This is a genomic window from Candidatus Synechococcus calcipolaris G9, assembly GCF_029582805.1.
In the GTDB taxonomy this organism is placed as follows: domain Bacteria; phylum Cyanobacteriota; class Cyanobacteriia; order Thermosynechococcales; family Thermosynechococcaceae; genus Synechococcus_F; species Synechococcus_F calcipolaris.
The window spans coordinates 1-24,692 of sequence record NZ_JAKKUT010000008.1 but is presented as its reverse complement, the minus strand read 5'-3'; the positions used below and the strand labels follow the sequence as shown (position 1 = coordinate 24,692).

General features: G+C 50.1%; 23 protein-coding genes and 2 tRNA genes. 6 read left to right on the top strand and 19 right to left on the bottom strand.

Going from position 1 to position 24,692, the window contains the following annotated elements:
* The first annotated feature begins 24 nt into the window (after window positions 1-24).
* Together pstC and L3556_RS14460 are read left to right on the top strand one after the other, a co-directional pair.
* Window positions 25-1,917 (top strand): phosphate ABC transporter permease subunit PstC, encoded by a 1,893-nt coding sequence (gene pstC / locus L3556_RS14465; protein ID WP_277868047.1) that lies wholly within the window; start codon window positions 25-27, stop codon window positions 1,915-1,917.
* Window positions 1,918-1,928: 11 nt separating this feature from the next.
* Window positions 1,929-2,729 carry a phosphate ABC transporter ATP-binding protein gene (locus L3556_RS14460; RefSeq protein ID WP_277868046.1) on the top strand — a complete coding sequence of 267 codons (801 nt, stop codon included), beginning with the start codon at window positions 1,929-1,931 and terminating at the stop codon, window positions 2,727-2,729.
* 14 nt (window positions 2,730-2,743) lie between these two features.
* Here the strand turns inward: L3556_RS14460 and thyD are convergent, their stop codons facing one another.
* The gene (thyD, locus tag L3556_RS14455) at window positions 2,744-3,664 is read right to left on the bottom strand and encodes a thylakoid membrane protein ThyD (RefSeq protein ID WP_277868045.1); all 921 of its coding nucleotides are present in this window, start codon (window positions 3,662-3,664) and stop codon (window positions 2,744-2,746) included.
* Between the two features lie 107 nt (window positions 3,665-3,771).
* Between thyD and L3556_RS14450 the strand changes: the two genes are divergently transcribed.
* Together L3556_RS14450 and L3556_RS14445 are read left to right on the top strand one after the other, a co-directional pair.
* Window positions 3,772-3,845: transfer RNA gene (locus L3556_RS14450), tRNA-Pro, on the top strand.
* 412 nt (window positions 3,846-4,257) lie between these two features.
* Window positions 4,258-4,452 (top strand): hypothetical protein, encoded by a 195-nt coding sequence (locus tag L3556_RS14445; RefSeq protein WP_277868044.1) that lies wholly within the window; start codon window positions 4,258-4,260, stop codon window positions 4,450-4,452.
* Between the two features lie 462 nt (window positions 4,453-4,914).
* Here L3556_RS14445 and L3556_RS14440 read toward each other — a convergent pair whose 3' ends face one another.
* The 9 genes from L3556_RS14440 to L3556_RS14400 form a co-directional block, all read right to left on the bottom strand.
* On the bottom strand, window positions 4,915-5,286 hold the full coding sequence (locus tag L3556_RS14440; protein ID WP_277868043.1) for a hemagglutinin: 372 nt from the start codon (window positions 5,284-5,286) through the stop codon (window positions 4,915-4,917).
* Entirely contained in the window at window positions 5,283-5,792 is a 510-nt protein-coding gene (locus L3556_RS14435; protein WP_277868042.1) for a hypothetical protein, read from the bottom strand. Before L3556_RS14435 ends, L3556_RS14440 begins: the two co-directional genes overlap by 4 nt.
* 199 nt (window positions 5,793-5,991) lie before the next feature.
* On the bottom strand, window positions 5,992-6,477 hold the full coding sequence (locus tag L3556_RS14430) for a hypothetical protein (protein WP_277868041.1): 486 nt from the start codon (window positions 6,475-6,477) through the stop codon (window positions 5,992-5,994).
* 5 nt (window positions 6,478-6,482) lie between these two features.
* A complete protein-coding gene (locus L3556_RS14425; protein ID WP_277868040.1) occupies window positions 6,483-6,872 on the bottom strand; it encodes a hypothetical protein in 390 nt (129 codons plus the stop codon).
* A 77-nt stretch (window positions 6,873-6,949) separates the two neighbouring features.
* A complete protein-coding gene (locus L3556_RS14420; protein ID WP_277868039.1) occupies window positions 6,950-7,231 on the bottom strand; it encodes a hypothetical protein in 282 nt (93 codons plus the stop codon).
* A 2-nt stretch (window positions 7,232-7,233) separates the two neighbouring features.
* Window positions 7,234-8,529, bottom strand: a complete 1,296-nt coding sequence (locus tag L3556_RS14415) for an AAA family ATPase (protein WP_277868038.1) — start codon at window positions 8,527-8,529, stop codon at window positions 7,234-7,236.
* Window positions 8,530-9,278: 749 nt separating this feature from the next.
* Window positions 9,279-9,974, bottom strand: a complete 696-nt coding sequence (locus tag L3556_RS14410; RefSeq protein WP_277868037.1) for a hypothetical protein — start codon at window positions 9,972-9,974, stop codon at window positions 9,279-9,281.
* 2 nt (window positions 9,975-9,976) lie between these two features.
* Window positions 9,977-11,131 (bottom strand): site-specific integrase, encoded by a 1,155-nt coding sequence (locus L3556_RS14405; protein ID WP_277868036.1) that lies wholly within the window; start codon window positions 11,129-11,131, stop codon window positions 9,977-9,979.
* A gap of 186 nt (window positions 11,132-11,317) precedes the next feature.
* Window positions 11,318-11,390: transfer RNA gene (locus tag L3556_RS14400), tRNA-Thr, on the bottom strand.
* A gap of 202 nt (window positions 11,391-11,592) precedes the next feature.
* On the opposite strand from L3556_RS14400, the gene glyS reads away from it, so the two are divergent.
* Window positions 11,593-13,758 carry a glycine--tRNA ligase subunit beta gene (glyS, locus tag L3556_RS14395; protein WP_277868035.1) on the top strand — a complete coding sequence of 722 codons (2,166 nt, stop codon included), beginning with the start codon at window positions 11,593-11,595 and terminating at the stop codon, window positions 13,756-13,758.
* 24 nt (window positions 13,759-13,782) lie between these two features.
* On the opposite strand, the gene clpS is transcribed toward glyS, so the two are convergent.
* The 4 genes from clpS to fumC all read right to left on the bottom strand — a co-directional run bounded on the left by clpS (window position 13,783) and on the right by fumC (window position 18,461).
* Window positions 13,783-14,073: an ATP-dependent Clp protease adapter ClpS gene (clpS, locus tag L3556_RS14390; RefSeq protein ID WP_277868034.1), complete on the bottom strand. Its 291-nt coding sequence runs from the start codon at window positions 14,071-14,073 to the stop codon at window positions 13,783-13,785.
* A 47-nt stretch (window positions 14,074-14,120) separates the two neighbouring features.
* The gene (locus L3556_RS14385) at window positions 14,121-15,374 is read right to left on the bottom strand and encodes an FGGY-family carbohydrate kinase (RefSeq protein ID WP_277868033.1); all 1,254 of its coding nucleotides are present in this window, start codon (window positions 15,372-15,374) and stop codon (window positions 14,121-14,123) included.
* A gap of 129 nt (window positions 15,375-15,503) precedes the next feature.
* On the bottom strand, window positions 15,504-16,943 hold the full coding sequence (gene gndA, locus L3556_RS14380; protein WP_277868032.1) for an NADP-dependent phosphogluconate dehydrogenase: 1,440 nt from the start codon (window positions 16,941-16,943) through the stop codon (window positions 15,504-15,506).
* Between the two features lie 105 nt (window positions 16,944-17,048).
* Window positions 17,049-18,461, bottom strand: coding sequence for a class II fumarate hydratase (fumC, locus tag L3556_RS14375; RefSeq protein ID WP_277868031.1), 1,413 nt, complete (start codon window positions 18,459-18,461; stop codon window positions 17,049-17,051).
* A gap of 320 nt (window positions 18,462-18,781) precedes the next feature.
* On the opposite strand from fumC, the gene L3556_RS14370 reads away from it, so the two are divergent.
* Window positions 18,782-19,738, top strand: a complete 957-nt coding sequence (locus L3556_RS14370; protein ID WP_277868030.1) for an RNA polymerase sigma factor, RpoD/SigA family — start codon at window positions 18,782-18,784, stop codon at window positions 19,736-19,738.
* Window positions 19,739-19,966: 228 nt separating this feature from the next.
* Here L3556_RS14370 and L3556_RS14365 read toward each other — a convergent pair whose 3' ends face one another.
* From L3556_RS14365 to L3556_RS14345, 5 genes are all read right to left on the bottom strand, one after another.
* On the bottom strand, window positions 19,967-20,188 hold the full coding sequence (locus L3556_RS14365; RefSeq protein ID WP_277868029.1) for a BrnA antitoxin family protein: 222 nt from the start codon (window positions 20,186-20,188) through the stop codon (window positions 19,967-19,969).
* Window positions 20,189-20,446: 258 nt separating this feature from the next.
* Entirely contained in the window at window positions 20,447-22,846 is a 2,400-nt protein-coding gene (locus L3556_RS14360) for an endonuclease MutS2 (RefSeq protein ID WP_277868028.1), read from the bottom strand.
* Window positions 22,847-22,955: 109 nt separating this feature from the next.
* The gene (locus L3556_RS14355; protein ID WP_277868027.1) at window positions 22,956-23,174 is read right to left on the bottom strand and encodes a DUF2839 domain-containing protein; all 219 of its coding nucleotides are present in this window, start codon (window positions 23,172-23,174) and stop codon (window positions 22,956-22,958) included.
* A gap of 224 nt (window positions 23,175-23,398) precedes the next feature.
* Window positions 23,399-24,367 (bottom strand): glycoside hydrolase family protein, encoded by a 969-nt coding sequence (locus L3556_RS14350; protein WP_277868026.1) that lies wholly within the window; start codon window positions 24,365-24,367, stop codon window positions 23,399-23,401.
* Complete coding sequence (locus L3556_RS14345) at window positions 24,367-24,609, bottom strand: hypothetical protein (RefSeq protein ID WP_277868025.1); 243 nt, start codon at window positions 24,607-24,609, stop codon at window positions 24,367-24,369. Before L3556_RS14345 ends, L3556_RS14350 begins: the two co-directional genes overlap by 1 nt.
* Window positions 24,610-24,692 lie beyond the last annotated feature (83 nt).

Sequence of the window (24,692 nt, the reverse complement as noted above, 5' to 3'; positions counted from 1 at the left end):
TCGAGAGCAGTTGAGCTATGCGCCATGGATTCTGAACTGAGTCGTCAAGGGGTCAGCCAATGGCAGCGTTCCATGCAATCTTTGGTATGGCAGGAGCGGGTTGCAGATATAGGTTTGGCGACAATCGCCACGATCCCGATTTTGATTGCCGGGGCGATCGTGATTATTCTGTGCCAAGAAACCTTTGATCTTTTCCAGGAGGTTCATCCCTGGCGGCTTCTGAGCGATCGCCAATGGACACCTCTATTTGCCGACCCCCAATTTGGCATGATTGTGCTGCTGAATGGCACATTTTTGGTGACGTTGATTGCCATGGTGGTGGCCGCGCCCCTGGGAATAGCAGTGGCGATCTATCTGGGAGAATACGCACCTGCAAAGGTGAGGGCCCTGGTGAAGCCAGCCTTAGATGCCTTGCCGGGGATTCCAACGGTGGTTCTAGGCTACTTTGCCTTGTTGTTTATTACGCCTCTTCTGAAGCTTATTTTTCCGACGATCTCTGTCTTTAATGCCCTCAGTGCCGGGATTATTACCGGGGTGATGATTGCGCCGATTATTGCCTCCATGAGTGAGGATGCCCTACGGGATATTCCAGCAGCAGTGCGGGAAGGGGGTTTTGCCCTAGGGTTGACCCGCCATGAAGTCATTTTGAAAATTATGCTTCCCACGGCTCTGCCGGGTATTTTCGCGGCCCTAGCCCTAGCCGCCTCCCGTGCCATGGGTGAAACAATGATTGCGGCGATCTCCGCCGGCCAAATTCCCCGGATGACATTGAACCCCCTAGAGGCGATCGAAACCATGACCGCCTACATTATTCAGGTCAGTTTAGGGAATGTGCAGGCGGGTTCCCTGGTGTTTCAGACCATTTTCACGGTGGGGGCCGTCCTCTTTTTTCTCACCCTGTGCCTAAACCTGCTCAGTTACTACCTGATGCGTCGCTATCGTCAATCCATGGCCCAAGGCGTGGTAGCGAATCTGACTCTTGCCAAAGGGGATGGATTAAAGGGTGCGACCATTTTGCTGCCCGATCGCAGTAAATTTCTCGCCCAGTTCCAAGGCCGGATTCGCTTCAATCAACTCTTTGGCTTCCTGACCGCCATTGGCGTACTTCTGGGGTTACTACTTCTGGCCTCGTTATTCCTGGTCACATTTTGGTCTGGCTTGCCTCGGTTAACCAGCCTCGACTTTTTTACCCAAAGCTCCTCACGCACCCCCGCCAACGCTGGCATCTTTGCCGCCCTAGGGGGCACATTTTGGCTGTTGGGCCTAACGGCCTTGATTTCCCTCCCCATTGGCATTGGTTCCGCCTTATACATGGAAGAATATTTGCCCGATAGTCGCCGTTTTCAAATTGTTGAAATCATTATTGCCAATTTGGCGGCGGTACCCTCGATTATTTTTGGCTTGTTGGGTTTGGAACTATATGTGCGGCTGTGGGAACCCCTAACTGGCGGTCGTACCATTTTATCCGGGGCCCTAACCCTATCGGTGTTGGTGTTACCCTTTTCGATTATTGCCACCCGCAATGCTTTACGAAATTTGCCCGATAGTTTGCGCCAAGGGGCCTTTGCCATGGGACTAACGCGCTGGCAGGTGGTGTCCACAGTGGTTTTACCCGCCGCTATCCCTGGGATCATTACCGGCTCCCTCTTAGCCCTCACCCTAGCCGCAGGGGAAACCGCAGCCTTGGTGGCCGTAGGGGCCGCCAGTGTAGTACCCGCACCGCCCCTATCCTTGGCCGCCCTTCATAGTCGATTTACCACCTTATCGGTGCAAATTTTCGACTGGGTATCCCGACCCCAAGCCGGTTTTCGCATTAATGCGGCGGCGGCCATTGTGGTGACAATGCTCCTGCTCCTAGTAATGAGTGCGATCGCCATGGCCATTCGTAGTCGCTATAACCAAAAACAGTTAACTTAGGACGTTTATTTATGTCTGCCCCATCCCCTAGCCTAGAAGTTCAGAATCTATCAGTGTTCTACGGCCCTGAGCAGGTGCTGGTGGATGTCAGTTTAGACATTTTTCCCCAACAGGTCACGGCCCTTATTGGCCCCTCCGGCTGCGGCAAAAGTACACTCCTACGTTGTTTCAACCGACTCAACGATCTGATTCGGGGCACACGGGTGGTGGGTAACATCAAGTTATTTGGCCAGGATATTTTAACCATGCCATCCATTGAAGTGCGTCGTCGGGTGGGTATGGTCTTTCAGCGGCCCAATCCCTTTCCGAAATCAATCTATGAAAATATTGCCCTCGGACTGCGGGCCAATGGCTACCAAGGGGATATTGATGGTTGCATTGAACAGTCCTTAACCCAGGTTGGCCTATGGGATGAGGTAAAAAATAAGCTAAAACAAAGTGCCCTAAATTTATCTGGAGGGCAACAGCAGCGTCTTTGTTTAGCCCGCACCCTAGCCCTGCAACCGGAAGTGATTTTAATGGATGAACCCTGCTCAGCCCTGGATCCCGTCTCTACGCTGCGGGTTGAGGAATTGATCGATCGCCTGCGCCAACATTACACGATCGTCATGGTGACCCATAACCTACAACGGGCAGCCCGATTGGCCGATATGGTCGGGTTTATGAATGTGCGGCAGGAGGGCCAACATCGCCTCGGTGAATTGGTGGAATACGCCCCCGTCACCCAGGTCTTTATTAATCCAACGGTGGACGCAACCCGTGCCTATGTGAATACGGAACTGGCGATCGCCCCTCTGGGACAGCAAAATTAAATTAACTATGGGATTTATAAAATATCCTCTAGGGCAGTCTTGACGGTGGGGTACTGAAATTCAAATCCACTAGCCAATGTACGTTGGGGTAAAACCCGTTGCCCTTGCAAAACCACCTGGGCAGCTTCCCCTAAAAGCAAGGTCAAAATAAAATCCGGGACGGGCAACCAGGAGGGACGGTCCAAGACTTCGGCTAAGGTTTGGCAGAATGTCCCCATGGAAACGGGGTTGGGAGCGGTGGCATTATAAACCCCGATAAAATCGGGATGCTCCAGAGCATAACAAATCAGTGCCACAAGATCATCTTGATGGATCCAAGAGAACCATTGTCGCCCAGAACCAATGGGGCCACCGGCATAGAGCTTGAAGGCGGGTAACATTTGCCCGATCGCCCCCCCTAAACCTAGGACAATGCCAAAGCGGAGAATCACCAGACGCACACCCAAATCCGTGACGGGTTGGGCTGCCCCTTCCCAGGCCTGACAAACCTTCCCTAAAAAATCCTGCCCCGGGCCACTCTCTTCCTGAAAGGTTTCGGTTTCACTGGTGCCATAGTAACCAATGGCTGAGGTACTAATCAGAACCTGAGGACGGGGATTTGCCTGGGCGATCGCCTCCACCAATTTTTCAGTGCCAATACTGCGACTGGCTAAAATTTCCGCCTTTCGTTCCGATGTCCATCGTCCCGCCGCTAAGGGTTCCCCGGCAAGGTGAATAACCGCATCACAACCGGAAACAGCATTTTGCCAATCCCCTGACTCCTTGGGCCCATACTGAACCCATTCAATCGTAGTTTTATGGGCTAAATCCTGGAACAACTGTTGATGGCGATCGGGGTCACGGACTAAAAGTACCAACTGATGATTCTGATCAGCCAAGGTCGGGACTAAACGCTGTCCCACAAACCCAGTCGCACCAGTGATCAAAATTTTCATAAATTATTTTTCACAATTTTTTCAGAAATTATATTGAGGAATGGATTATTTAAGTTGGCCCCCAAAAAACATCAACATTAAAGAATGGGGTACACTAAGTCTAGTATCGGGATGTGGCGCAGCTTGGTAGCGCATCTGCTTTGGGAGCAGAGGGTCGCAGGTTCAAATCCTGTCATCCCGATTGATTAAAACTCTAACATATCCCCCCTTCCCCATCTGGGCGAAGAAGCCCGCAGTTATATCAACCAATATTTACACGCCCTTGGCTGGTAGATTTTGCCAATGAAATCTGATTTAGAGAGGGACAAGCTCAGCGGTTAGGGGGTATCCTCTGGCCACGGCACAGGTAAACTGCGAAATTTTGGGCTTAAAAGCTGGTGAGGAGACTCGAACTCCTGGCCTACTGATTACAAGTGAGTAGGTCACGGTGTCTGTATCTCTTGCTATGAGGGAGTTTCAGAAATGGGTATAGTGCTTTTACCCCATGTCTACCCCAATCACTAAAAAACCCTAAAAATATCCAATGGTATCCATAGATAAATACGCGGTCAAATATCGTCACCTTTGCCAGTAGTCCCACCATGGTAAAAAACATGACTGACGGGCCGTCCCATTGTCCATGCCATAGCGATCGCCGGCTCATGCCCCATAGCCCACCGGCCACCACAATACCCTACGGATGCCCCATGTCTACCAGGGATGCCCCATACTCCATTAGCGTTGCCGTGAACCCAATGGATTGCGATCGCCCAGGGTCAATAGGCAACACGCCGATAAATGCCTTCTAAGCCATGGGAACACCAATTAGGATATTTCCCTACCCACACCATGATTCAATGCCCTTAACGGTCAATCTGAAGGGTGTTATTCACTATTCCCCATTGCCAGCAAAATGTAATCATGCAACATTCACCCTAGAGCGATCGCAAATCTACTATGACAATGGATTATATTATTTTATAGCGTTTTAATGCTTTTACTAAAATGCTCATTTTTGACTTAAAGTGAAAACCTAAAATCGGCTCTGTGACTACATTACAGATTTTTATTTAAGAGCGTTTTAATGTTTTTCAGTTTTCCATGATTTTACTAACCTAAAACGCTCTCATAGCCTACGTTACAGATTTTACTTTAAGAAGGGTTTAATGTTTCCCCCCTAGAGAAAGCCAGTATTACACTGCCGTTAAATAATATTCGTTATTCTCAATAAGCAGAAAATTATCCATAACTGTTGTTAATATTTTTGCTGCTTAAGCACGGCTAAACCAGAAAACCTTAATCACGCCACCGCCTACCAGCGTCACCAGTCCCACAATGAATGCCCATAGGCGGGAATCCACTACCTTTTGGCGATCGCTCAAGTCAGTCACCTTATCGTCTATAGCCTGAATTTTGGCACTCAGTTTATCGTCTACAGCCTTGATTTCACCCTTAAGCTCAGTACGCACAGCATTGATTTCAGCCTGTACCGTGTTGAACTTTTCATTAGTGGTTGCCTGGTTGGTTCTGACCTCTAGGGTCAAAGCCTGAATATCAGACTGCATGGCTCTGATGTCGCCCTGCATGGACTGAATGCCGTCAAGAATCTGCCTAGCTTCGCTGGCTGTTATCGGCTCACTCACGGCTTAACCCTCCATTGGCGTTGCTTTAATCGTAATGGATCCATCGCGCCTGGTAGTTGCAGAATCTCATTGGTCGGTTCAATCGGTTCTGGCTTAGGCATTTGAGCCAATCGCGCCTTGGTGGTGTTGTAAGCACGGTCTACCGCAATTTCGCCCTGTTTCACCTTGTCCAATATTTCCGGTGCATTTTGCTGCAAGAACTTAGCTCGCTTAACGGCAGTAGAACCAACGCCAACCGCCTTGGCTGCTCGCGTTGTTGACTCGCGCTCATGACGATCAATAATCGGTTCCGACGGATCCGTCGTAAGCGATTTTTTGTATTCCTCTGATTTCCGATCACCGCCCGCCTCAATCTGTTTTTGCTTTGCCTCCTGGGAATAGAGCCTTTCAACCTCCAGTGCTAAAACCGCCTTCTGTCCTGCGCTTAAGTGCCGCCGATATAGGTTTTCACTCAAGACATAGGCAATCGGGTCGGATGGGTTGTAGGTTTCAATCGGTGCATCCAAGCCAACAACAATGGAGGCACAAAGCCGATTGCTTTTCTAGTTCGGACGGATCCGTCCGAACTGGTTTCTCTACAAAGGAATTGTTATAGACTGCACCGCGCCCCTCCCTTGGGGCGTTTTTAATGCAAAAAAAATCCCCCCAAGCGGTTAGGAACTAGGGGGGCAAAAGAAAGCACGGAAAAGTATCCTCTACCTAATTCTAACCGAAAGCACCTTCGATCATTGCGTCAGTATCCTTGGTACAAGTTAACAGGTTAGTACCCGTCAAAATCTGCACAATCTCTGTTTTTGCCTCAATGGTTACATTGTTCAGAATGAGACTCAGCATATCCTTAAGCTGCCTCTCTGCCTCGTTTTCAATTCGAGATTGTAGACACCAACGTTGGGGGAATCGGCGTTCTAAAAACCATGCTTTAGATTTCCAATCGTCATCACTCAAAATGACAGAAAGTGCAGCCTGTTCGGCTTGTGCTTCAGCATCTTTTAATCGTGAGTACAATTCGCCTTGTAGACCCGTTCCCTGTTCACGGCCAACTCGTAACCATTCGGATAGCGTAGCCTTGTGAATCCCTACGACTTTAGCTGCTGTCGCTTGAAAATGTCCCTGACCGATGATGTCAACGAGTTTATCAACCATTCCAGCGCTTAGTTTGCTGCGATTTCCTGGTTTACCTTTTCCAGCCATGATTTTTAGCTCCTAAATTTGATTTTGCCTTCACGGATTTTCTGTGGCGCGCCATACGGGTCAGCTTTGATGATTTCATTCAGTTGAGAATGATGGTAGTAAGTCACACCGTCAGCCGCCAGTTCACCACCAGACTGTTTTTGTTGCTTTTGAAACGGTGAATCAATTAGGTTTGAAGTTTGCCGCAATTCAGCGATCGCTGCGTTAATCGGCTTGCCGCTGGTGGTTGTTAAATCGCCAACTCCGTCAATTTCAAAGTGTTTATCGACTGCTCGACTCCAATCCTGAAAGGAATCTGGGTCTCCCCCCATTTCCCGAAAATGGTCTTTCAAAAGCAGGTTTTTCAGCTTGCTTTTAAGTTGGCGTTCTAACCGTGTTTCGCTTGTTAATTCCACAGGAAAAATCTCCTTTAGATAAGTAAATTATACCTTTGTTTCATTGAGAGTAGGGAACACAAAACGAGCGATCGCCGCTATTCAATCGCGGTGATATTTTGGCGAATTAGATTGATGTCACCCTGTATCAGTCCTGACTCAATCTCGTTAATCAATTCAATGCCATAGAAGTGAACCAGTTTTAGAAAGGCTTTGCGAGTAAGCAAACCTCCCCCAGCGATCGCCAGACGGCAAATCTCAACCTGCTCATAAATCGATTCATCCAAGGGTAGCATCAATGCTTCTTGAATCGATTTTTTCCGGTGAGCCTGTACCATTTCCCGCCGCTCGGCGATCGTTTTGCCACTAAAATCTAACATTTTTATTCTCCAATGAAATAAACAGCTTTCCGTAAATTTGTCTCACTTTTCCGTTTGCTAATTTGCCCTGTTTTTAACCCCTTAGCTAACACAAACTTTAAGCTGCGATCGTTCACCTGTAGCGCGTTTGCGATCTCCTCCCGCTCGAATGCTTTTGGTTTTTCCTTAGTTAAAAAATCAATTACCTGATTCAATAGGTTGTTGTCGGCTCGATCGCAGTGATCTTCAATTTTTTGCCATGCAAAATCATCGGGATTCAATTTGATAGAAAAGTTTCCTGATTCAGCATCCCTTAACTGATACGAAAATTCCTTAATTGACGTAATTGAATTGTCCCAGGATTTGTCGTTTTGAAGCTGCCAAACCCCCCAAGCTGCACCAGCGATCGCGCTGTTACCCCGAACTTTGCTGACCCCTTCCTGTTCCTTAGATTTGGTGGAATGGTGGATGATGATGCCAGCGGCTTTGTGGTTAGTGAAAAGCATTTTTAGGTCATAGATTTTATCTGCAAACTCGGCAGAATTTTCGCTAATAGTTGAACCCCTAGCCGCCGCTCTGAGGGAATCCAGGACAACCAAATCAGGTTGGAAATCGATTAATTCCTTCTCAAGGGAATCGAGGTTTTCTAGGTTAAATTTTGACAAAATTCCTAGGTTTTCACTCGGCGAAAAGTTTCTATTCCTGAGCTTGTACTCGGTCGATCGCAACGACTCATCAACCGAGATAAATAGGACTTTCCCCTGTTTGGTTTTGTGACTCAAAAAATCATGGCCCTCAATAATTGCATGGGTCAAATCAACAGCAAAAAGGGTTTTGCCACACTTGGGTTCGGCAATCAAAATAACCGTTTCTCCAACAGGTAACAGCCCGTGAACGAGCCAGTCTAAATCCTCCTGTTCGCGATTATAAAGTTCAGCCCAGGTGATTACTTCGGATGTGTCTGTTGCTCTGTTTTTAGATTCTAACTTGCTTAAATCTCGCTCCAGCAAACTGGGTGATACTCTTAGGAGTTTTGCTAACTCGATAGTGGCAAAACTTCGATCAATCGGGTCAGCGATCGCTGCAATCACTTCTAATCGCTCTCGATACGCCAAGCAATCAGGAATCGATTCCTGATCGCGCCTGATTTGATTTATTTTCCGCTCGTAGGCTTTGATTTCTCTGATATAATCCTCTCGGTTAATCGTGACCAGTTCTGGTTGTTTTTTTGGTAGTTCTAAAGGTTTTGAGAAACCTTCAAAAATCGCCTCGTAGAGACCTGGTTCAAAATCAAGTTGCTCATCGTCAAAATATGCCATAATGTCACCAAGTTATTATCAACAATTTAACCCCGATCTCCTTCGGGGTTTTCTCGTTTTTACGGTTGCAAGGCTTGGGCAAGGTGCTGTTGCAGAGCCTTAGGATTATTGCGAATTTTCAGCCACTCCAAACAGCGATCTTCTTCGTATAAAACTGTGCGCAAACTAATCCGATAATAGTGGAAGCCTTCGATTAGTTGGGGTTTAATTCCCTTGGGTGCTGACCCCAGCCTGGCGCACTTCCAAAAGTCTCTACTGAGTCCAGATCGAGCAGATAGCTGTTTTACTTTAATCAATTTGAAAAAACCTGAACTCAACTAAAATCAGCTTAACTTCCTGCCCTTGCTTGTGCCGTAGAGTAGAATTAATCAAAAGATTGTAACATTTCTTAATATTTCACGGCATGACAATAGCCGATAGCAACTAACAGGCAAGCTATTAGTAATCAGAATCTAGTTATCAACAATTAGAAAAATCGTAAAATCAGCTAGATAAACATAAAAAATAAAATGCAAAACCCGCTCTATGAATACGTTACAGATTATTACTCAAGAGAAGTTTAATATTTTTGAATGAGCTTCAAGAGCGTAAATCCTGAAACCGGCTCTGTGACTACGTTACAGATTTTACTTTAAGAGCGTTTTAATGTTTTCTCCTAAGGGAAAGTCAATGTTGTACCGCTGTTAAAGTAAAATCGTTCAAAAGTCAGCGATCGCGGTTTCTAATGTTGCAATTTTGGTTATACGGCTTCACAGGTCAGGCAGATCAGCCTTAGTATCGTCCCGCTGACGGCCTTTTTGCCCCAGTATGATTTGTCCTGACCCATCGGAGATCACGGGTACGAATGACGGATGTTTGTAAATTGCATTAGCGATCGCCAACATGGATTTAAGCCATTTTCGATATGGGACGCTAAATGTGTCGTTATCCTGCCAGTCGCCTGCCCTTACATGGAATTGCACCACACTCATCAATAAATCCTCGGCAGGTGTTGGATGTGTCTGTTTGTATGATTTAGCCTCAGGTGTCGGGTCAAAACTTTCTAACCGTTCAATGTACGTTTGAGTGAATCTCAAGAAACTAGCCTTGTTCACATACGCGCGGCGATCGCTAAGTGTGCCCATAAACCAGACGAATTGCCGTTCCTTGACAATCTCAAGCCACCAAAAATCGGCATCAGGCAAATTACCATCTAATACGCTCAAGCCTGTCAGAAGCTCATGGAGTTCCCGTAATTCAAGGGCGAATGGCTTAAGCCCTAGAGGTAAATTTTCGCTAGGATAATCATGCTCAAGATGGAGTAACCAACGGGCGATCGCCACCCTTTGAGCTTGTTTAACCCTGAACATCTCAAACTGACTAGAACTGAACTGGTAGGTTTTTACCAGTTCTTGCATCATGACTATAGCTAAATTGCCGTAAGTGGCGATTAATGATTTTTCCATGCCTATAGACTCGGTGGGATGGTGTTTAGGTTGCTTGCCGCGTAATGTCGCTCGATCATGGCGACGCTTGTCCCACACCAGCGGCTCACCGCCAACGTGTTGACGTTTGCCTCACACAGCCAGGTGATAAAGCTATGGCGGGTTTGATAGAGCTTGCGGTATCCGCTACCGCACTCGCTTAGTATCGTTTTCCAGCCCCGATTGCAAAAATTGTGGCTATCCAGAAACCCGCCGCCAGGGGCAAGAAACAAGTAATCTTCAGGATTACCTTGGCATGATTCCCGTAGGTCAGCTAAAAATGCCTTCAATTCCTGGTTAAGCGGGAATGTACGCCGCCTTTGCGTCTTTAAGCCAGGGATAACCTGCAAACCATTCTCGGTCATGCTCAAACGCTGTTCAAACAAAATTTGCTCATCTTGAACGTGCCGCCACTGCAATGCAAGAGCTTCACCGGGCCGGCAGCCCGTAGAAAACAGAAATTTAACCAGCGGATGGTAGTGGCTGTAGTATCGGTGTACCCTGAATGCTTCCAGAATGCGATCGCGTTCCTCCATCGTGAATGGCTCAATCACAGGTGAACCGCTACCCTTCGGCAATGTGATTTTCATTTCAGCAAACGGATTTTCACTGATGAGCTTTTCAGCGATCGCCCACTTGCAACACGCTTTTATCTGAGTCAAAACCCGCTTGGCACTGTTAACAGGCATATTACCCAGCAACCCATCACGGATACTGGCAGCCTCCCCCAGTGAGTCGCTAGGCAACCTCTCAATCGCTCGCTGTACTTGGCAAAAATCCTTCAAGAGCGTATGGGGTGCTACCTGCGGTGCTTTGAAGTCAACGTATTTTTGCCACAACGCCAACAGCCCCATAGACTCAGGCGAAACACCACCCGCAGCAAGACTAGCTGGCTTGTACCGTTCCAGGGTGGTGTCAAGCTCAGCGTAGTCAATATCTCGCTGGATTGTTGCTGCAATCACCCCGGCCCGTTGACGATTAATCGGCGTATCTTCAAACCCTGTAGACAGATAAAACCGCTTGCGTACTGTTTCACCATTTGGGGCAAGAATGGGGTAACTGAAAACCAGTTGTAACCTGCCATTCGAGTTTTTTAATGTAACACTACCCTTCTTTGCCTTGGTTGCCGTCTTAGCCATGGGGTACAAACTCCGTGTATCAACCTTGTACCCATCATGCCCTAGAGCATTACCCCATATCTACCCCAAAACTATGCCCAAATACCCCTAACAATATCTAATTCCTTGAGAGAAAAATACATTCCCTTTATCACGCGAGAGCCTGAAACCATTGATTTTACTGGGTTTTTTAGGTTTTTTTGGGGAAGCTGGTGAGGAGACTCGAACTCCTGGCCTACTGATTACAAGTCAGTTGCTCTACCAACTGAGCTACACCAGCGTGATCAATCACGATCAATCATGATTCATAACGTACACCTATTTTAACCAGGACTTACGCCAGAGAGTTATAAACTTGAAGACTGAGGGTAAAAAAACTGGATTGATCCGAGTCGTTGACACTGGATTGATCGCAACAGGTCTTCCAAGGATGCAACAACACACGTACAAAACAAAAACGAAACGAATAGCAATAATACGCCATGACTGACTCAAGCCAACATAGTTTTCTTCTAGAAGTGGGAACGGAAGATTTACCCGCTAGTTTTGTCCAATCAGCGATCGCCCAGTGGCAGCGGATGATTCCTGCCCATTTACAGGATCACGGATTGGGGGCAACGGTCAATGTTTTGGGTACGCCACGGCGATTGGTGCTGGTTTTAGACGGCTTACCAGCGCAACAACCCGACCAACACAGTGAGGTGAAGGGCCCCGCAGCGGCTATTGCCTTTAAGAACGGAGAGCCAACAAAGGCATTACAGGGGTTTTTGCGATCGCGCCAGGCCGTCCTAGAGGATATAGAGATTCGGAGTACAGAAAAGGGGGATGTGGTTTTTCTGAAGCAAACCCTGAGGGGCCAGGCCACGCCAACCCTATTATCAGAATGGATTCCCAACTGGATTAGCCAACTAGAGGGGCCGCGATTTATGCGTTGGAGTGATGGAGAACTGCGTTTTTCCCGACCCATTCGCTGGCTGGTAGCTCTCTGGGATGATCAGGTCTTACCCGTGACCTTAGAAAGTCAGTCGGTAAAAATCACCAGCGATCGCCAGACCTGGGGCCACCGGGTGTTAGCCGCCGATCCCATCACCCTAGAGCGGGCCCAAGACTATGGGGAGACTATGGCCCAGGGGTACATTGAGGTTGATCCTGAGGAACGGAAAGCAAAAATTATTGACCAGGTGAATGATCGGGCAAACACGGTGAAGGGTTACACGGACATCACCGAGACCCTCCTCAACGAAGTCACCCATTTAGTGGAATGGCCCACCGCCGTCCTAGGCAATTTTGAGCCGGAATTTTTAGCCTTACCCCCAGAGGTGATTACCACGGTGATGGTGACCCACCAGCGATATTTTCCTGTCTATGGCGATCGCGCCCACACGAAGCTGCTACCCCACTTTATTACCATTAGCAATGGGGATCCCCAGGCCGCTGACATCATTCGCCAGGGAAACGAGCGGGTGATTCGGGCCCGGTTAGCCGATGGCCAGTTTTTCTACCAGGCAGATCTGGCTAAGCCCCTAGCCGACTACGGCACTAAACTAGAAACGGTTACATTCCAGGATGAATTGGGATCCATGGCCGCAAAGATGGCGCGGATTCAAGCCCTAGCTGGGGCGATCGCCGATCACCTGAAACTCAAACCCAAGCAGAAAAATGAGATTCAACGCACGGCCGAGCTGTGCAAAAATGATCTCGTCAGCCAAATGGTAGGGGAATTTCCAGAGCTTCAGGGGCGAATGGGCCAAGTCTATGCTGAAAAAAGTGGCGAGTCGGCCGCCGTCTCCCAGGGAATTTTTGACCATTACTTACCCCGCCATGGGGGCGATCGCCTCCCCGAAAGTCTCACGGGTCAGGTGGTGGGCCTAGCCGATCGCCTGGATACCCTGACCTGTCTATTTGGTTTAGGTCAAATTCCCACTGGCTCTTCCGATCCCTTTGCCTTGCGGCGGGCCGCCAATGCCGTCCTTTTAATTCTCTGGGAAGCCCGTTTACCCCTGAATCTGCATCAGGTGCTCCAGGAAACCAGTCAGCACTTTTGCCAAACCTACCCAAAGACCGCGAACCCCAGCCAACTCCAAGATCAGCTTCAGGACTTTTTCGGTCAACGCCTGCGGACACTCCTAGAGGAAGACCCCACCCACCCAATTGACTACGATCTGGTGAATGCCGTCCTCGGAAATAGCGATGCTTCGGCAACCGCCCAAGTCCTAGGGGATGTCCTAGATGCCCGCGATCGCGCCCAGTTTTTACAACGAATGCGTCAAGAGGGCAGCCTCCAACCCATCTATGCCACGGTGAATCGGGCGGCTCGGTTAGCGCGGCAAGGAACGGTGGAACGCCACACCCTAAGTTTAGAGGGCATTGCGATCGACAAGCTTCAGGAACCCATTGAACGGGAGTTTTACCAAGCTCTTCAAGACACCTTACCAACGGTGAAAACCGCCCAAGATCAGGGAGATTATGGGCAGATTATTGCGGTTTTAGGGGCCCTCGCTCCCATTGTCAGCCGCTTCTTTGATGGCCCCGAAAGTGTCTTAGTCATGGCCCCAGATCCAGTGATTAAAGCCAATCGCCTAGGGTTACTCTCCCTGTTGCGAAATATTGGCGGGGTGCTAGGGGACTTTGGCGAAATCGTTAAATAGCAACTCGTCAAATAGAAATAGCTGCTATTCAGGTTCGATGGGGGCCATGGTCAGGCCCGCCCGCTGAAGTTGCATGTGGTAAAGTTCCGCCTGCTCTTGGGGCCCCACCCAAACGATCGCCAACCCTTGATAGTGGACTTCGTTCGTCAATTCCCAGGCCCGTTCCTGACTCATATTGGGGATATATTTCATTAGGCAGGCGGCAACGTGTTGAAAGGTATTGAAATCATCGTTGAGGACAATCACCTTATAGTTGGGGTAGGGCTTACGTTCAATGGTCTGGGATTGCCGTTCTTGGGGAAGGGTGGTAGGCATAATCACAGGTCACAAATTAAAAAAATCTAAAAATTGCTTATACCCCATCATACATAGTTTTTTTGGAGAAACGATAATCCCCGTTGAGCCAATCGGGCTGCTCCATAGGCTGCTTCTGGATGGGGCGATCTCTGCACCGGAACCTGGAGGTAAGCCTGGCGAATCTGTTGCCAAGTTTCATTTTTTGCGCCGCCCCCAGCGGTATACACCTCGATCAGGGGAGATGCCCCTAATTGGGCCAAGCGGTGATACCCCTCCGCCTCGATCCGGGCCAAACTTTCCAGGAGTCCCTGTAAAAACAGAGTGTCATCTTCAGGGCGGGGGTCTAAACGGGGCTGGTAATCAGGATCATTGATGGGAAACCGCTCCCCAGGTGCTAAGAGCGGATAATAATCCAACTGGGTAGACTGGTGAGGGTTGATCCGTTGACTGAGGTCATTTATTTCCTGATCAGTAAAAAATTTTCGGAGAATGGCACCGCCACAGTTAGATGCCCCACCCACCAGCCAGTAATCCCCAAGACGATGGCTATAAATACCCGCCGCCCGATCGCCCACGGGATAACGACTCAGGAGTTTTAGAACCAGGGTTGATCCCAAGGATGTAACCCCTTGCCCCGGTTGACTCACGCCACTGGCCAAAAATGCGGCAATACTATCGGTGGTTCCGGCACAGATTTGACAGTCCTTGGGTAGGCCGAGGAATCGGGATGGGGCAATAGGGGGGGGTGCAATGGGGGCGATCGCCTGGCCCGGAGTGACCCCCTGGGGAAGTAGGGGTTTAAGGTCTACTAGGTCGGGGTGATCAAACCAGTCAGGATAGCTGAGGGTGGTAGGGTCGTAACCCAGTTTTAGGCAATTGTGATAGTCACTGATCCCCAGTTGACCATGGAGTAAAAAGCCCAGCCAATCGGCTTGATGGAGCAGGTATTTCACCCTTGATCGCCCAGCATGATCCTGCTGCGATCGCCACCACAGTAACTTTGCCAGGCTGGAGGTGGCACTTAGAACCACATGATTCGCCGGGGCGATCGCCCCCAACTGGGGTAAACAGTCCCGAGGGCGATCGTCGTTGTATAGCAGGGGTTCTACCTGGGGCTGTCCCTGGGCATCACAGAATAACACCGTGCCTGAGGTGCCATCAATAGCAATGCGGCCCAACTGCGATCGCAGGTTTTCGGGAATCCCTAAAATTAACTGCCACAGGGTGTCTTGCCAGAGAGCAGGATAGTCGGACAGGGGAACAATTGGCCAACGGATTTCCTGGGTGGCGATCGCCACCCCAGCGGCATCAATCACCACACTACGGACCCCGGAGGTACCAAAATCTAAGCCCAGAAAATAAGGGGACGACCCCGATGAGAATTCAGGCGATGAAGATTCAGGCGATGATGTCTGGGGGTGTGCCAAGACTCCAACCCTCCCTAGGGGCTAGGACTCCGCCGTAGATTCCTGGATCGGCACCCATTCCGTATGGAAGGAACCGGGCTTATCTAAGCGTTCATAGGTATGGGCCCCAAAGAAGTCCCGTTGGGCTTGGGTGAGATTTTGGGGCAGGCGATCGCGGCGGTAGCTATCAAAATATTCCAGGGAGGCCCCAAAGGCCGGCGAGGCAATGCCTAGACGAGTGGCTTCGATAAGAACATCCCGCCAGGCCCCCTGCTTATCCAAAATCGTTTGCTTAAACTCAGGAGCCAAGAGAAGATTGGGCAGCGTGGGGTTTTCATCGTAGGCTTTTTTAATCTTGTTTAAAAATCCCGCCCGGATAATACAGCCCCCCTTCCAAATGCGGGCAATTTCGCCCAAATTAAGGGCACCGCCAAAAAATTCCTGGGATGCCTTACCAATGAGGGCCATACCCTGGGCATAGGAGCAAATTTTCGAGCAGTAGAGGGCATCCCGCACCTTGTTGATAAATTCTTGGGTGTCTCCTTCATACTTACCTGTGGGCCCTGGCAAAGCAGCGGCCGCCGCCACCCGTTCTGCCTTAATGGAGGACATGATCCGCGCATTCACCGCAGCGGTAATCGTGGGAATACTCACACCCAATTCTAGGGCCGTTTCCACGGTCCAACGCCCCGTTCCCTTTTGGGCCGCCGCATCCACAATCACATCTACTAGGGGCAGATTGGTATCGGGATCAATATAGGTAAAGATTTCACTGGTGATCTCAATTAAAAAGGAATTCAGTTCTGGGGTGGTATTCCACTGACTAAAGACCTGATGGAGTTGCTCATGGTTTAACCCCAAAACAGTTTTGAGTAAATCATAGGCTTCGGCAATCAGTTGCATGTCCCCATATTCAATGCCGTTGTGAACCATCTTGACGTAGTGACCTGCCCCGCCAGGGCCAATGTAGGTAACACAGGGGCCATCATCCACCTGGGCGGCAATTTTGGTGAGAATGGGTTCTAGGGCTTGATAGGCATCGGTGCTACCACCGGGCATAAGACTGGGGCCATTGAGGGCACCCTCTTCGCCGCCACTGACCCCCATGCCAAAAAAGCAGAGGCCGTCGGCTTCCATTGCCTTGACTCGTCTTTCCGTATCGGTGTAGAGGGAGTTGCCGCCATCAATGAGAATATCACCGGGTTCTAGGAGGGGCTTAAGTTGTTCAATCAGGGCATCCACCGGTGGGCCGGCTTTGACCATGGCGAGGATGCGGCGGGGCCGCTCTAGGGAGCTAACCAGTTCTTCCAGGGTATAGGTGGCTTTGAAGTTTCGCCCACTGGCTCGTTCGGCCATGAAAGCGTCTGTTTTTGAGGCGGTGCGATTGTAAACGGCAACGGAAAAGCCATTGCGCTCGACATTGAGGGCGAGATTTTCCCCCATGACCGCTAAACCAATTAGACCAAAATCTTGCTGTGACATAAGCGAGGCTGCTTCGATGCAGTGGGATATTTCTCCCCCACCTTAACCCGATCGCCCCCCATAACCTTGGAAGAAGAGTTTAACTCTCCCCGACGAGAATTATTGCTATGGGGATAGCATTTTTTCTGGCCGCACCCAGTGATCAAATTCCTCGGCGGTCAAAACCCCTAAATCCAGGCAGGCTTGCTTAAGGGTGGTTCCGTCTTCGTAGGCTTTTTTGGCGACTTGGGCAGCTTTGTCATAGCCAATGTGGGGATTCAGGGCGGTCACAAGCATCAGGGAGCGATCTAAATAGGTTTGAATCTGCTCACGGTTGGGTTCAATCCCCACCAGGCAATAGTCGGTAAAGGCTTGGCAGCCATCACTGAGGAGTTCAATGGAACGGAGGAGGTTATGGATGATCAGGGGCTTAAACACATTTAACTCAAAATTGCCCTGGGAGCCGGCCATGGCGATCGCCCCATCGTGGCCCATCACCTGAACACAGACCATCGTTAGGCTCTCGGATTGGGTGGGATTTACCTTGCCCGGCATAATCGACGACCCCGGTTCATTGGCGGGTAAGATTAACTCCCCCAAGCCACAGCGAGGCCCCGAGGCTAACCAGCGAATATCATTGGCCATTTTCATGAGGGCGCAGGCCAGGGTTTTCAGGACTCCACTCATCATCACCAGGGGATCGTGGGCCGCTAGGGCGGCAAATTTATTTTTTGCTGAACAAAAAGGAAAGCCCGTTAGTTGGGCGATTTCTGCGGCGACGCGATCGCCAAAGTGAGGGGGACTATTTAGCCCTGTTCCCACCGCCGTGCCGCCAATGGCTAATTCGTATAGGGGGGGTAAGGCCATCTCAATCCAGGCAATATTCTGGGTGATTTGGGCCTGATAACCGGAAAATTCTTGACCGAGACTGAGGGGAACGGCATCCATCAGATGGGTGCGGCCAATTTTAATAATGTCGGCAAAGGCCTTCATTTTTTCCCCTAGGGTCTGGTTGAGGTGGTGTAGGGTAGGTAAAAGGCGATGGTGCAGACCGGCAACGGCGGCAATATGCATGGCAGTGGGAAATGTATCGTTAGAGGATTGACTACAATTGACGTGATCATTGGGATGGATCGGGCTTTTACTCCCCAGTTCACTGCCCGCTAGCTGGTTGGCTCGGTTGGCAATCACTTCGTTCACGTTCATGTTGGTTTGGGTGCCGCTGCCGGTTTGCCAAATGCTCAAGGGAAAATGATCCGTCCATTTCCCCTCAATCACCTCTTGGCTGGCCTGAATAATCCAGGCTGCTTGCTCTGGAGAAAGCTTCCCCAGATCTCGGTTGACGATCGCCGCCGCCTGCTTGAGGATGGCCAGGCCCCAAATCATCTCCTGGGGCATTCGTAACCCACCAATGGGAAAGTATTTCAGGGATCGAGCGGTTTGCGCCCCCCAGTAGCGATCGCCGGGAACTGCAACCGGCCCCATGGTGTCATATTCAATACGATCAGGGGTAGGGGCAGGTGTGGAGGAGGTTGTCATGTAACAAGCCTTACAGCAGCAACAGAATATCAGGTATACCCTATCCTAAATCCCGTTCTTCGTCCGCGGCTTGGTTAATATTTATGCTTGAAATATAAAGAAAACATTAAGAAGTTAGACGATGAGTGTTAGGATTCCCAGTAATATGATGTAGAAATGTTAAGATTCTTAATATACAGGACACATAACCGGCCGCTGCAACCACGATCTTCCAGAAATTCCTTGGCAACTTTGGCTAAATTTAAGTTCACCTCTGCACCCATTGGTCACCCCTTACCTGTATTGTTAAATTCACCTTGCTGTAAACCTCTAAAATAGCGATGGCTAGCATGGACACCTCAAAAGATTTAGTACGTACCTACCTACGGGAAATTGGTCGCGTCCCCCTCCTCACCCACGAACAAGAAGTTGTCTTCGGTAAGCAGGTGCAGCAGTTAGCGGCCCTCAATGAGCTATATCAGCAGCTTGAGGAAACCCTGGGCCACCCCCCCAGCACAGCAGAATGGGCCCAGGCGGCGGAATTAACGCCGGAGGAACTGGAGGATCAACTGGAAATCGGCGATCGCGCTAAGCGAAAAATGGTGGAGGCCAATCTGCGCCTCGTGGTTTCCGTGGCCAAAAAGTATATTAAACGTAATGTGGATCTCCTCGACCTGATCCAAGAAGGCACCATTGGCATGCAGCGGGGCGTAGAAAAGTTTGATCCGACCAAGGGGTATCGGTTTTCCACCTATGCCTACTGGTGGATTCGGCAAGCAATTACACGGGCGATCGCGGAGAAGGGTCGGACGATTCGTTTACCGATTCACATTACCGAAAAACTCAACAAAATTAAAAAAGCCCAACGCCAACTTTCTCAAAAACTGGGGCGATCGGCAACGATCGGCGAACTGGCTGAGGAACTGGAACTCACACCGGCCCAAGTGCGGGAGTACCTGGAACGGGCCCGCCAACCCCTATCCTTGGATGTGCGGGTGGGAGATAACCAAGATACGGAACTGGGAGAACTCCTAGAAGACACCTCCATGTCCCCGGAAGAGTTTACCTCCCAATCTTCCCTGCGATCGGATTTAGATCGACTCATGGCGGATCTCACCACCCAGCAGCGGCAGGTGTTAGCCCTGCGGTTTGGCCTAGAGGATGGGCAGCCCCTCACCCTGGCTAAAGTGGGGGATTTACTTAATATCAGTCGGGAACGGGTGCGGCAGATTGAGCGGGAAGCCCTCGGAAAACTGCGGAAACGGCGGGGTGATATTCATGAGTATTTAGCCAGCTAATTTTAGATGTGTAGCCCCTGAGGTATTTTGGCGGCGATCGCGTGTCTTGTAGCGATTTTGGTCAATTCCAACTGGAATTTGACACTCACCACTCTGAAAATGCTAACGTTCCCAATCACCCGCTACAGACGAACTTTCGTTCCCAGTAGACAACCTATCGATGGTCGGGTGCAAACGGGTTTTTAAGCCATCGAGATCGCGGTTTCTCGTGCAACAACATCAACCTACCTATTGCTGATGTGCTTCCATATACGCCCGTAGCAATTGATTGATCTGTGTTTGATAGCCCCGCCCTTGGGACTTAAACCATTCCAATACATCGCTATCAATGCGGAGTGTCACTTGAGCCTTGGCTTTTTTAGCAGGTAAGCCCCGACGCACTACCGCCTTGGCAAACATTTCCGGCGTAATCTCTGGACAATCCGACAAATCAATATCTTCCTCGCTCATCGCATCCAATCGTTGCCAATCAGTTTGAGAGTTGCTCGAAGTAGGCTCGTTGTTCATATTTTGTCGCTTTTCTTACAGAAATAATACGGGTGCAATCTTCTCGTTCCGCATGGACAACGGCAATAACTCGCCCTCGCAAGAACCGAATGTGACAAAACGCTGCTCTCCGTAATTGTATAGCTACAAATTGTCGTTACAGCTATTCACTCCAAGCAATTTTCATTATGAAATTACCCTGCAAGGCAGAAGTGTTGAAAGTTAGCTAAATCTGACGTGGGCGATCGTTACGCCTTTGCCCCCATCTTCGCGATCGCCAAAGTGATAGTGATGGACACTGGGATGATGTTTCAAAAACTCTTGGACAAAATTTCGCAGTTTGCCCGTACCGTGGCCATGGATAATCCAGAGAATGTCCGTTGCTTGGTTGAGGGCCTCATCTAGGAGCATTTCCGCTTCATGAACCCGTTTTCCCCGCAGATCTAGGGTTTTGCGATCGCTGCGAATTAAAGGAACCTGGGACGTTGGGGTAGAGGTTAGTGCCGATGGGGCCTGGGCTGGCTTTCTAGGGGTTTTAGGACTGGGGGTATTAGGGGGCGTTACTTTTTCACCGCTCAAGGATTCTACCGCCGTCGGTGGAACCGTGAGTTTGAGTTGGCCGAGGCGCACAACTAAATCACCGCTTTGATTTAGATCAATAATTTCGCCAGTCTGCTGCCATTGGGGCAAACGCACCCGATCGCCCACGTGGGGTTGAAATCCAGGGGACGGGGGTGGCGGTATCGCCCGATCGCTAATTTGGCTTAGGGCCCGATGCGCTTCTTCTGCGGCGGCCGCGGTTTGGGGCCCCTGTTGCAGGGTGCGAATCACCTGGGCAATTTCCGCTTGGGCCTGGGTAATACTAGTCCGCACGTCCGTTTCCTGCTGTTGGCGGAGTCGCTGTTCCCGTTCTTGGAGATATTGGGCTTTGCGGATGAGTTCTTGGTGAAGGGCCTCTGTCTCCCTTAGGAGCGTGGCCGCCGCATCGGCCTTAGCCATTTGTCGTTGCCGTTGACTCACTAGACCGGCAATCACTTGATTCACCTGATCCCCCTCGGGGTCTAAGCGAGTGGTAGCGGCTTCAATAATCTCTGGTTTTAGGCCCAAACGACGGGCGATCGCGAGGGCATTGGATTGGCCAGGAATACCCCAGAGTAGTCGATAGGTGGGGCCAAGGGTGTCTTGATCAAATTCAACGGAGGCATTTTCAAACCGGGGGTCTTGGTACTTCAGGGCCTTGAGTTCCCCAAAGTGGGTGGTTGCCAGGGTCAAATGGGCATGATCCGCCAGATAACGCAACAGGGCGATCGCCAAGGCTGTCCCTTCACTGGGATCCGTCCCCGCTCCCACCTCATCCAGCAGAACTAAATTTAGCTGGGAACCGACTTCCAACTGCTCCAAAATGTCGGAAATACTGCGAATATGCCCGGAAAATGTGGATAAACTTTGCTCCAGGGATTGCTCATCACCAATATCCGCCCAAATTCCTTGGAACCAGGGCAGTTCCACCGGCTCCTTGGCAGGAATAAATAGCCCCGCCTTCGCCATGAGGGCCGCCAAGCCCAGGGCTTTTAGGGTGGCCGTTTTACCCCCCGTATTTGGCCCCGTCAGGGTGACAACCCGAATCGCCGGATCAATCAACAGGTCGATGGGAACAACGGTCTGACCCTGTTCGTGCTGCTCTTGCCACAACAAGAGGGGATGGCGCAGATACCTCAGGCAAATAGGCTCCTGATCAGAACTAAATCGGGGTGGATGCCCCCCCAACCAGAGACTATAGCGGGCCCGGGCCGTGGCCCTATCTAGGGCGGTGACAACCGTTAATAGATGCCAAATATCTGGGGAGACCGCACTAATGGATTGGCTGAGTTGTTGGCGAATGCGGGTGGCTTCAATATCTTCCTCGCGGATGAACTGGCCGAGGCGATTATTCAGATCAACAGTGCTTTGGGGTTCAATGTAGAGGGTTGCCCCACTGGCAGAACTATCGTGCACCAGACCGGGAACCGCATCTTTTTGTTGGGCCTTAACCGCTAAAACATAGCGATCGCCCCGTTGGGTGATCACATTATCCTGGAGGGCCTGACTACGGCGTTGAATAATGTGCTGCAAGGCCCCTTGAATCTGCTGGCGCACCTGACGTTGCTGTTGACGCAGTTGGGCGAGGACATCACTGGCGCGATCGCTGACCTGGCCCTGATCCGTAATACAGTGATGAATCTCCTGCTCCAGTTCCGGGTGGGTACGTAGACCGTCAACTAAAGTATTTAACGCCTCTAGGACGGGATAACTGGCAATTTGGCGACGGAGATGGCGGGCCGTCCCTAGGGTGCGGGCGATCGCCAACAGTTCCTCCCCCGTTAAAATTCCCCCCCGCTCCCCTCGATGCAGGGATGCATCTATATCCGCAATGCCACTAAAGTCGAGATGGGTATAAAATTCCGTTTCCAGGCAGACAATCTCCTGGGTTTGGGTCAATAAGACCTGGCTTTCCGCCTGGGTTTGTGGTAAGTCACCCCCCTCTTGCAGCGATAAAACAGCCCGCTTTGTCGTCGCAAATGTCGCTAAATGCTCACATAGGCGCGGCCATTCAAGGCGTTCCAAAGATTTCCCAATCGTCACAAATTAATCAATATAGGTGAATCAAGTTAATCAATATTAGGGCTATTAGGGTTTAGCCCATTATCAACAGAGGCATCCCTAAATCCTTTTTCTGGCCTTAGCTCTAGGGTTAATTGCCACTCAACTGCCACCAGCCTAAGCTAGGGCCAATGAAGCGAACCGTGACCCAGAGCAGGACTAAAAAAACAATGCCAAACCAAGTACCACGGGTCACCATGCCTTGGGCCTGGGCCGCTTGCTTTTTGGTTAACGGCAGCCAAGGGAGGATCGGTTCATCCTGGCCATACTTTTCCCCTAGGGTTTCCTTCCGTCGCTTTGATTCGCCCATGGCCCAATTCAACCAAATTAAAAATGACTACAAATTAAAAATGAATAGGGTGTATTGCCTTGATCTGATCAGTGAGTGGCTGCTGAGCCTATTCTAATACAAAGGCTTGGGCAAAAATGAAACTCAAAGACGGTATGGCACAGTTTTACATTTCTTGACGTGACTATATTAATTCTAGAACCATGGGGCTAAAGAGACCGAGCTTGCAAGTTTTGTCGGGTTTTCTAGGGTAAAGGGGCGAGGGGATGGCATGATTGCCCATTACCACTTGATTGTAAAATTTTCGTCAACTTTGCCCTAATTTGGGGAACAGACTTGATCGGTTGACCGTATCGCCCCCTACCACTGGCCGCCGGTAAGCTGGCCCATTCATAGGAAAGCCGATCCAACGCTGGCCCTATCATCAAGCGATCGCAAAATTCTAAGGCTTGCCGTTTCTTGTCAATCAACCACAAAGCCGCTTGATCCTGACTTGCCGGAGAAAAATCAGGGAGATCAAGGGCGTGTTTACATTCATCCCATGTTGTTGAGAGAAACTGATACCGGCCAGCGGCATCGCTGGACAAGGGGCCAGATTTTTGAATCTGCCGTGGATGGTCTGAGAAATCAGAGAAAAATTTATAACTGAAAATTGTACGGTAGCCATGAGGCCCGTCGGTTCCCTCTGCCCATGCGATCGTATCCAGCCAGGCCCGCCGCACTGCGGTTATGTTGTAGGCCACTTGTCCGGCGGCGATCGCTGTTGAATGGGAACACACCAGAAATTCAGGTTTTGCCTTGGCCCGTAGCCAACCTAATACCCGCTGTAGATCGGCTTCCCTAGGGGTGACAATACAGCCAGCACTACCACGGCCCCTAGGTTGATGGTGGTTTGCGTCTAGGTGGATACCAAACGCTGATCGCCCATAGGTTTGAGTACCTGCCATGGGTAGCAGATCAATCCAGTACCGCCCGATCCCTTCGCCCCAACTTCCGCCCGCGTCTTCAATCGGGCCAATTTTCCAGCGACCAGGAGGGAGAGGCCGCAAGCTACCAGGAAAATCGCGTGACCCTGTATTTAGTGCCTGGGCATAGGGTGAACCGCTATAGGCATTGATTTGATCCACTGGGCGATCTCCATTCATTAAGGAGAGATGCCACCGGATCAGGCCGTGGTCAGTGATCGGTGTTGGTTGAAACCGCAAACTAATCATTACCGTTGATCCTCCTGGGCTTCACAGGCCCACTGGGCCGCCGGGCCATCCTGAATGTTAAAAAGTTGATTAGTCAGGGGGTTATTTAATCCCAAATTTACCGCTACCAGAATGGCAATTAATTGGTACTGACGGCGATCGCATTCTTCTAGGCTAGTAATGCGAGACTGCAAACTTTGCAGCATCCCTAGCAGTTCCCCAATGCGAAGGGTTAAATTCTGACATAGATCATCTGTGGCCATTACTGTTTCCTAGTCCTACACATTTACGGTCTGATCATGGATTTGTTCTAGCATCAGAGGATCAAGGAATTGATAGTCACTAT

What these genes read in the sequence shown, in the direction of transcription:
- L3556_RS14355 (WP_277868027.1), bottom strand. Translation starts at nt 23,174, where the DNA reads ATGGGCGAATCAAAGCGACGGAAGGAAACCCTAGGGGAAAAGTATGGC.
- L3556_RS14350 (WP_277868026.1), bottom strand. Translation starts at nt 24,367, where the DNA reads ATGATTAGTTTGCGGTTTCAACCAACACCGATCACTGACCACGGCCTG.
- thyD (WP_277868045.1), bottom strand. Translation starts at nt 3,664, where the DNA reads ATGAAAATTTTGATCACTGGTGCGACTGGGTTTGTGGGACAGCGTTTA.
- L3556_RS14405 (WP_277868036.1), bottom strand. Translation starts at nt 11,131, where the DNA reads ATGGCTAAGACGGCAACCAAGGCAAAGAAGGGTAGTGTTACATTAAAA.
- L3556_RS14415 (WP_277868038.1), bottom strand. Translation starts at nt 8,529, where the DNA reads ATGGCATATTTTGACGATGAGCAACTTGATTTTGAACCAGGTCTCTAC.
- L3556_RS14460 (WP_277868046.1), top strand. Translation starts at nt 1,929, where the DNA reads ATGTCTGCCCCATCCCCTAGCCTAGAAGTTCAGAATCTATCAGTGTTC.
- fumC (WP_277868031.1), bottom strand. Translation starts at nt 18,461, where the DNA reads ATGACAACCTCCTCCACACCTGCCCCTACCCCTGATCGTATTGAATAT.
- clpS (WP_277868034.1), bottom strand. Translation starts at nt 14,073, where the DNA reads ATGCCTACCACCCTTCCCCAAGAACGGCAATCCCAGACCATTGAACGT.
- L3556_RS14420 (WP_277868039.1), bottom strand. Translation starts at nt 7,231, where the DNA reads ATGTTAGATTTTAGTGGCAAAACGATCGCCGAGCGGCGGGAAATGGTA.
- glyS (WP_277868035.1), top strand. Translation starts at nt 11,593, where the DNA reads ATGACTGACTCAAGCCAACATAGTTTTCTTCTAGAAGTGGGAACGGAA.
- L3556_RS14430 (WP_277868041.1), bottom strand. Translation starts at nt 6,477, where the DNA reads ATGGCTGGAAAAGGTAAACCAGGAAATCGCAGCAAACTAAGCGCTGGA.
- pstC (WP_277868047.1), top strand. Translation starts at nt 25, where the DNA reads ATGGATTCTGAACTGAGTCGTCAAGGGGTCAGCCAATGGCAGCGTTCC.
- L3556_RS14345 (WP_277868025.1), bottom strand. Translation starts at nt 24,609, where the DNA reads ATGGCCACAGATGATCTATGTCAGAATTTAACCCTTCGCATTGGGGAA.
- L3556_RS14365 (WP_277868029.1), bottom strand. Translation starts at nt 20,188, where the DNA reads ATGAGCGAGGAAGATATTGATTTGTCGGATTGTCCAGAGATTACGCCG.
- L3556_RS14410 (WP_277868037.1), bottom strand. Translation starts at nt 9,974, where the DNA reads ATGGAAAAATCATTAATCGCCACTTACGGCAATTTAGCTATAGTCATG.
- gndA (WP_277868032.1), bottom strand. Translation starts at nt 16,943, where the DNA reads ATGTCACAGCAAGATTTTGGTCTAATTGGTTTAGCGGTCATGGGGGAA.
- L3556_RS14445 (WP_277868044.1), top strand. Translation starts at nt 4,258, where the DNA reads ATGACTGACGGGCCGTCCCATTGTCCATGCCATAGCGATCGCCGGCTC.
- L3556_RS14370 (WP_277868030.1), top strand. Translation starts at nt 18,782, where the DNA reads ATGGCTAGCATGGACACCTCAAAAGATTTAGTACGTACCTACCTACGG.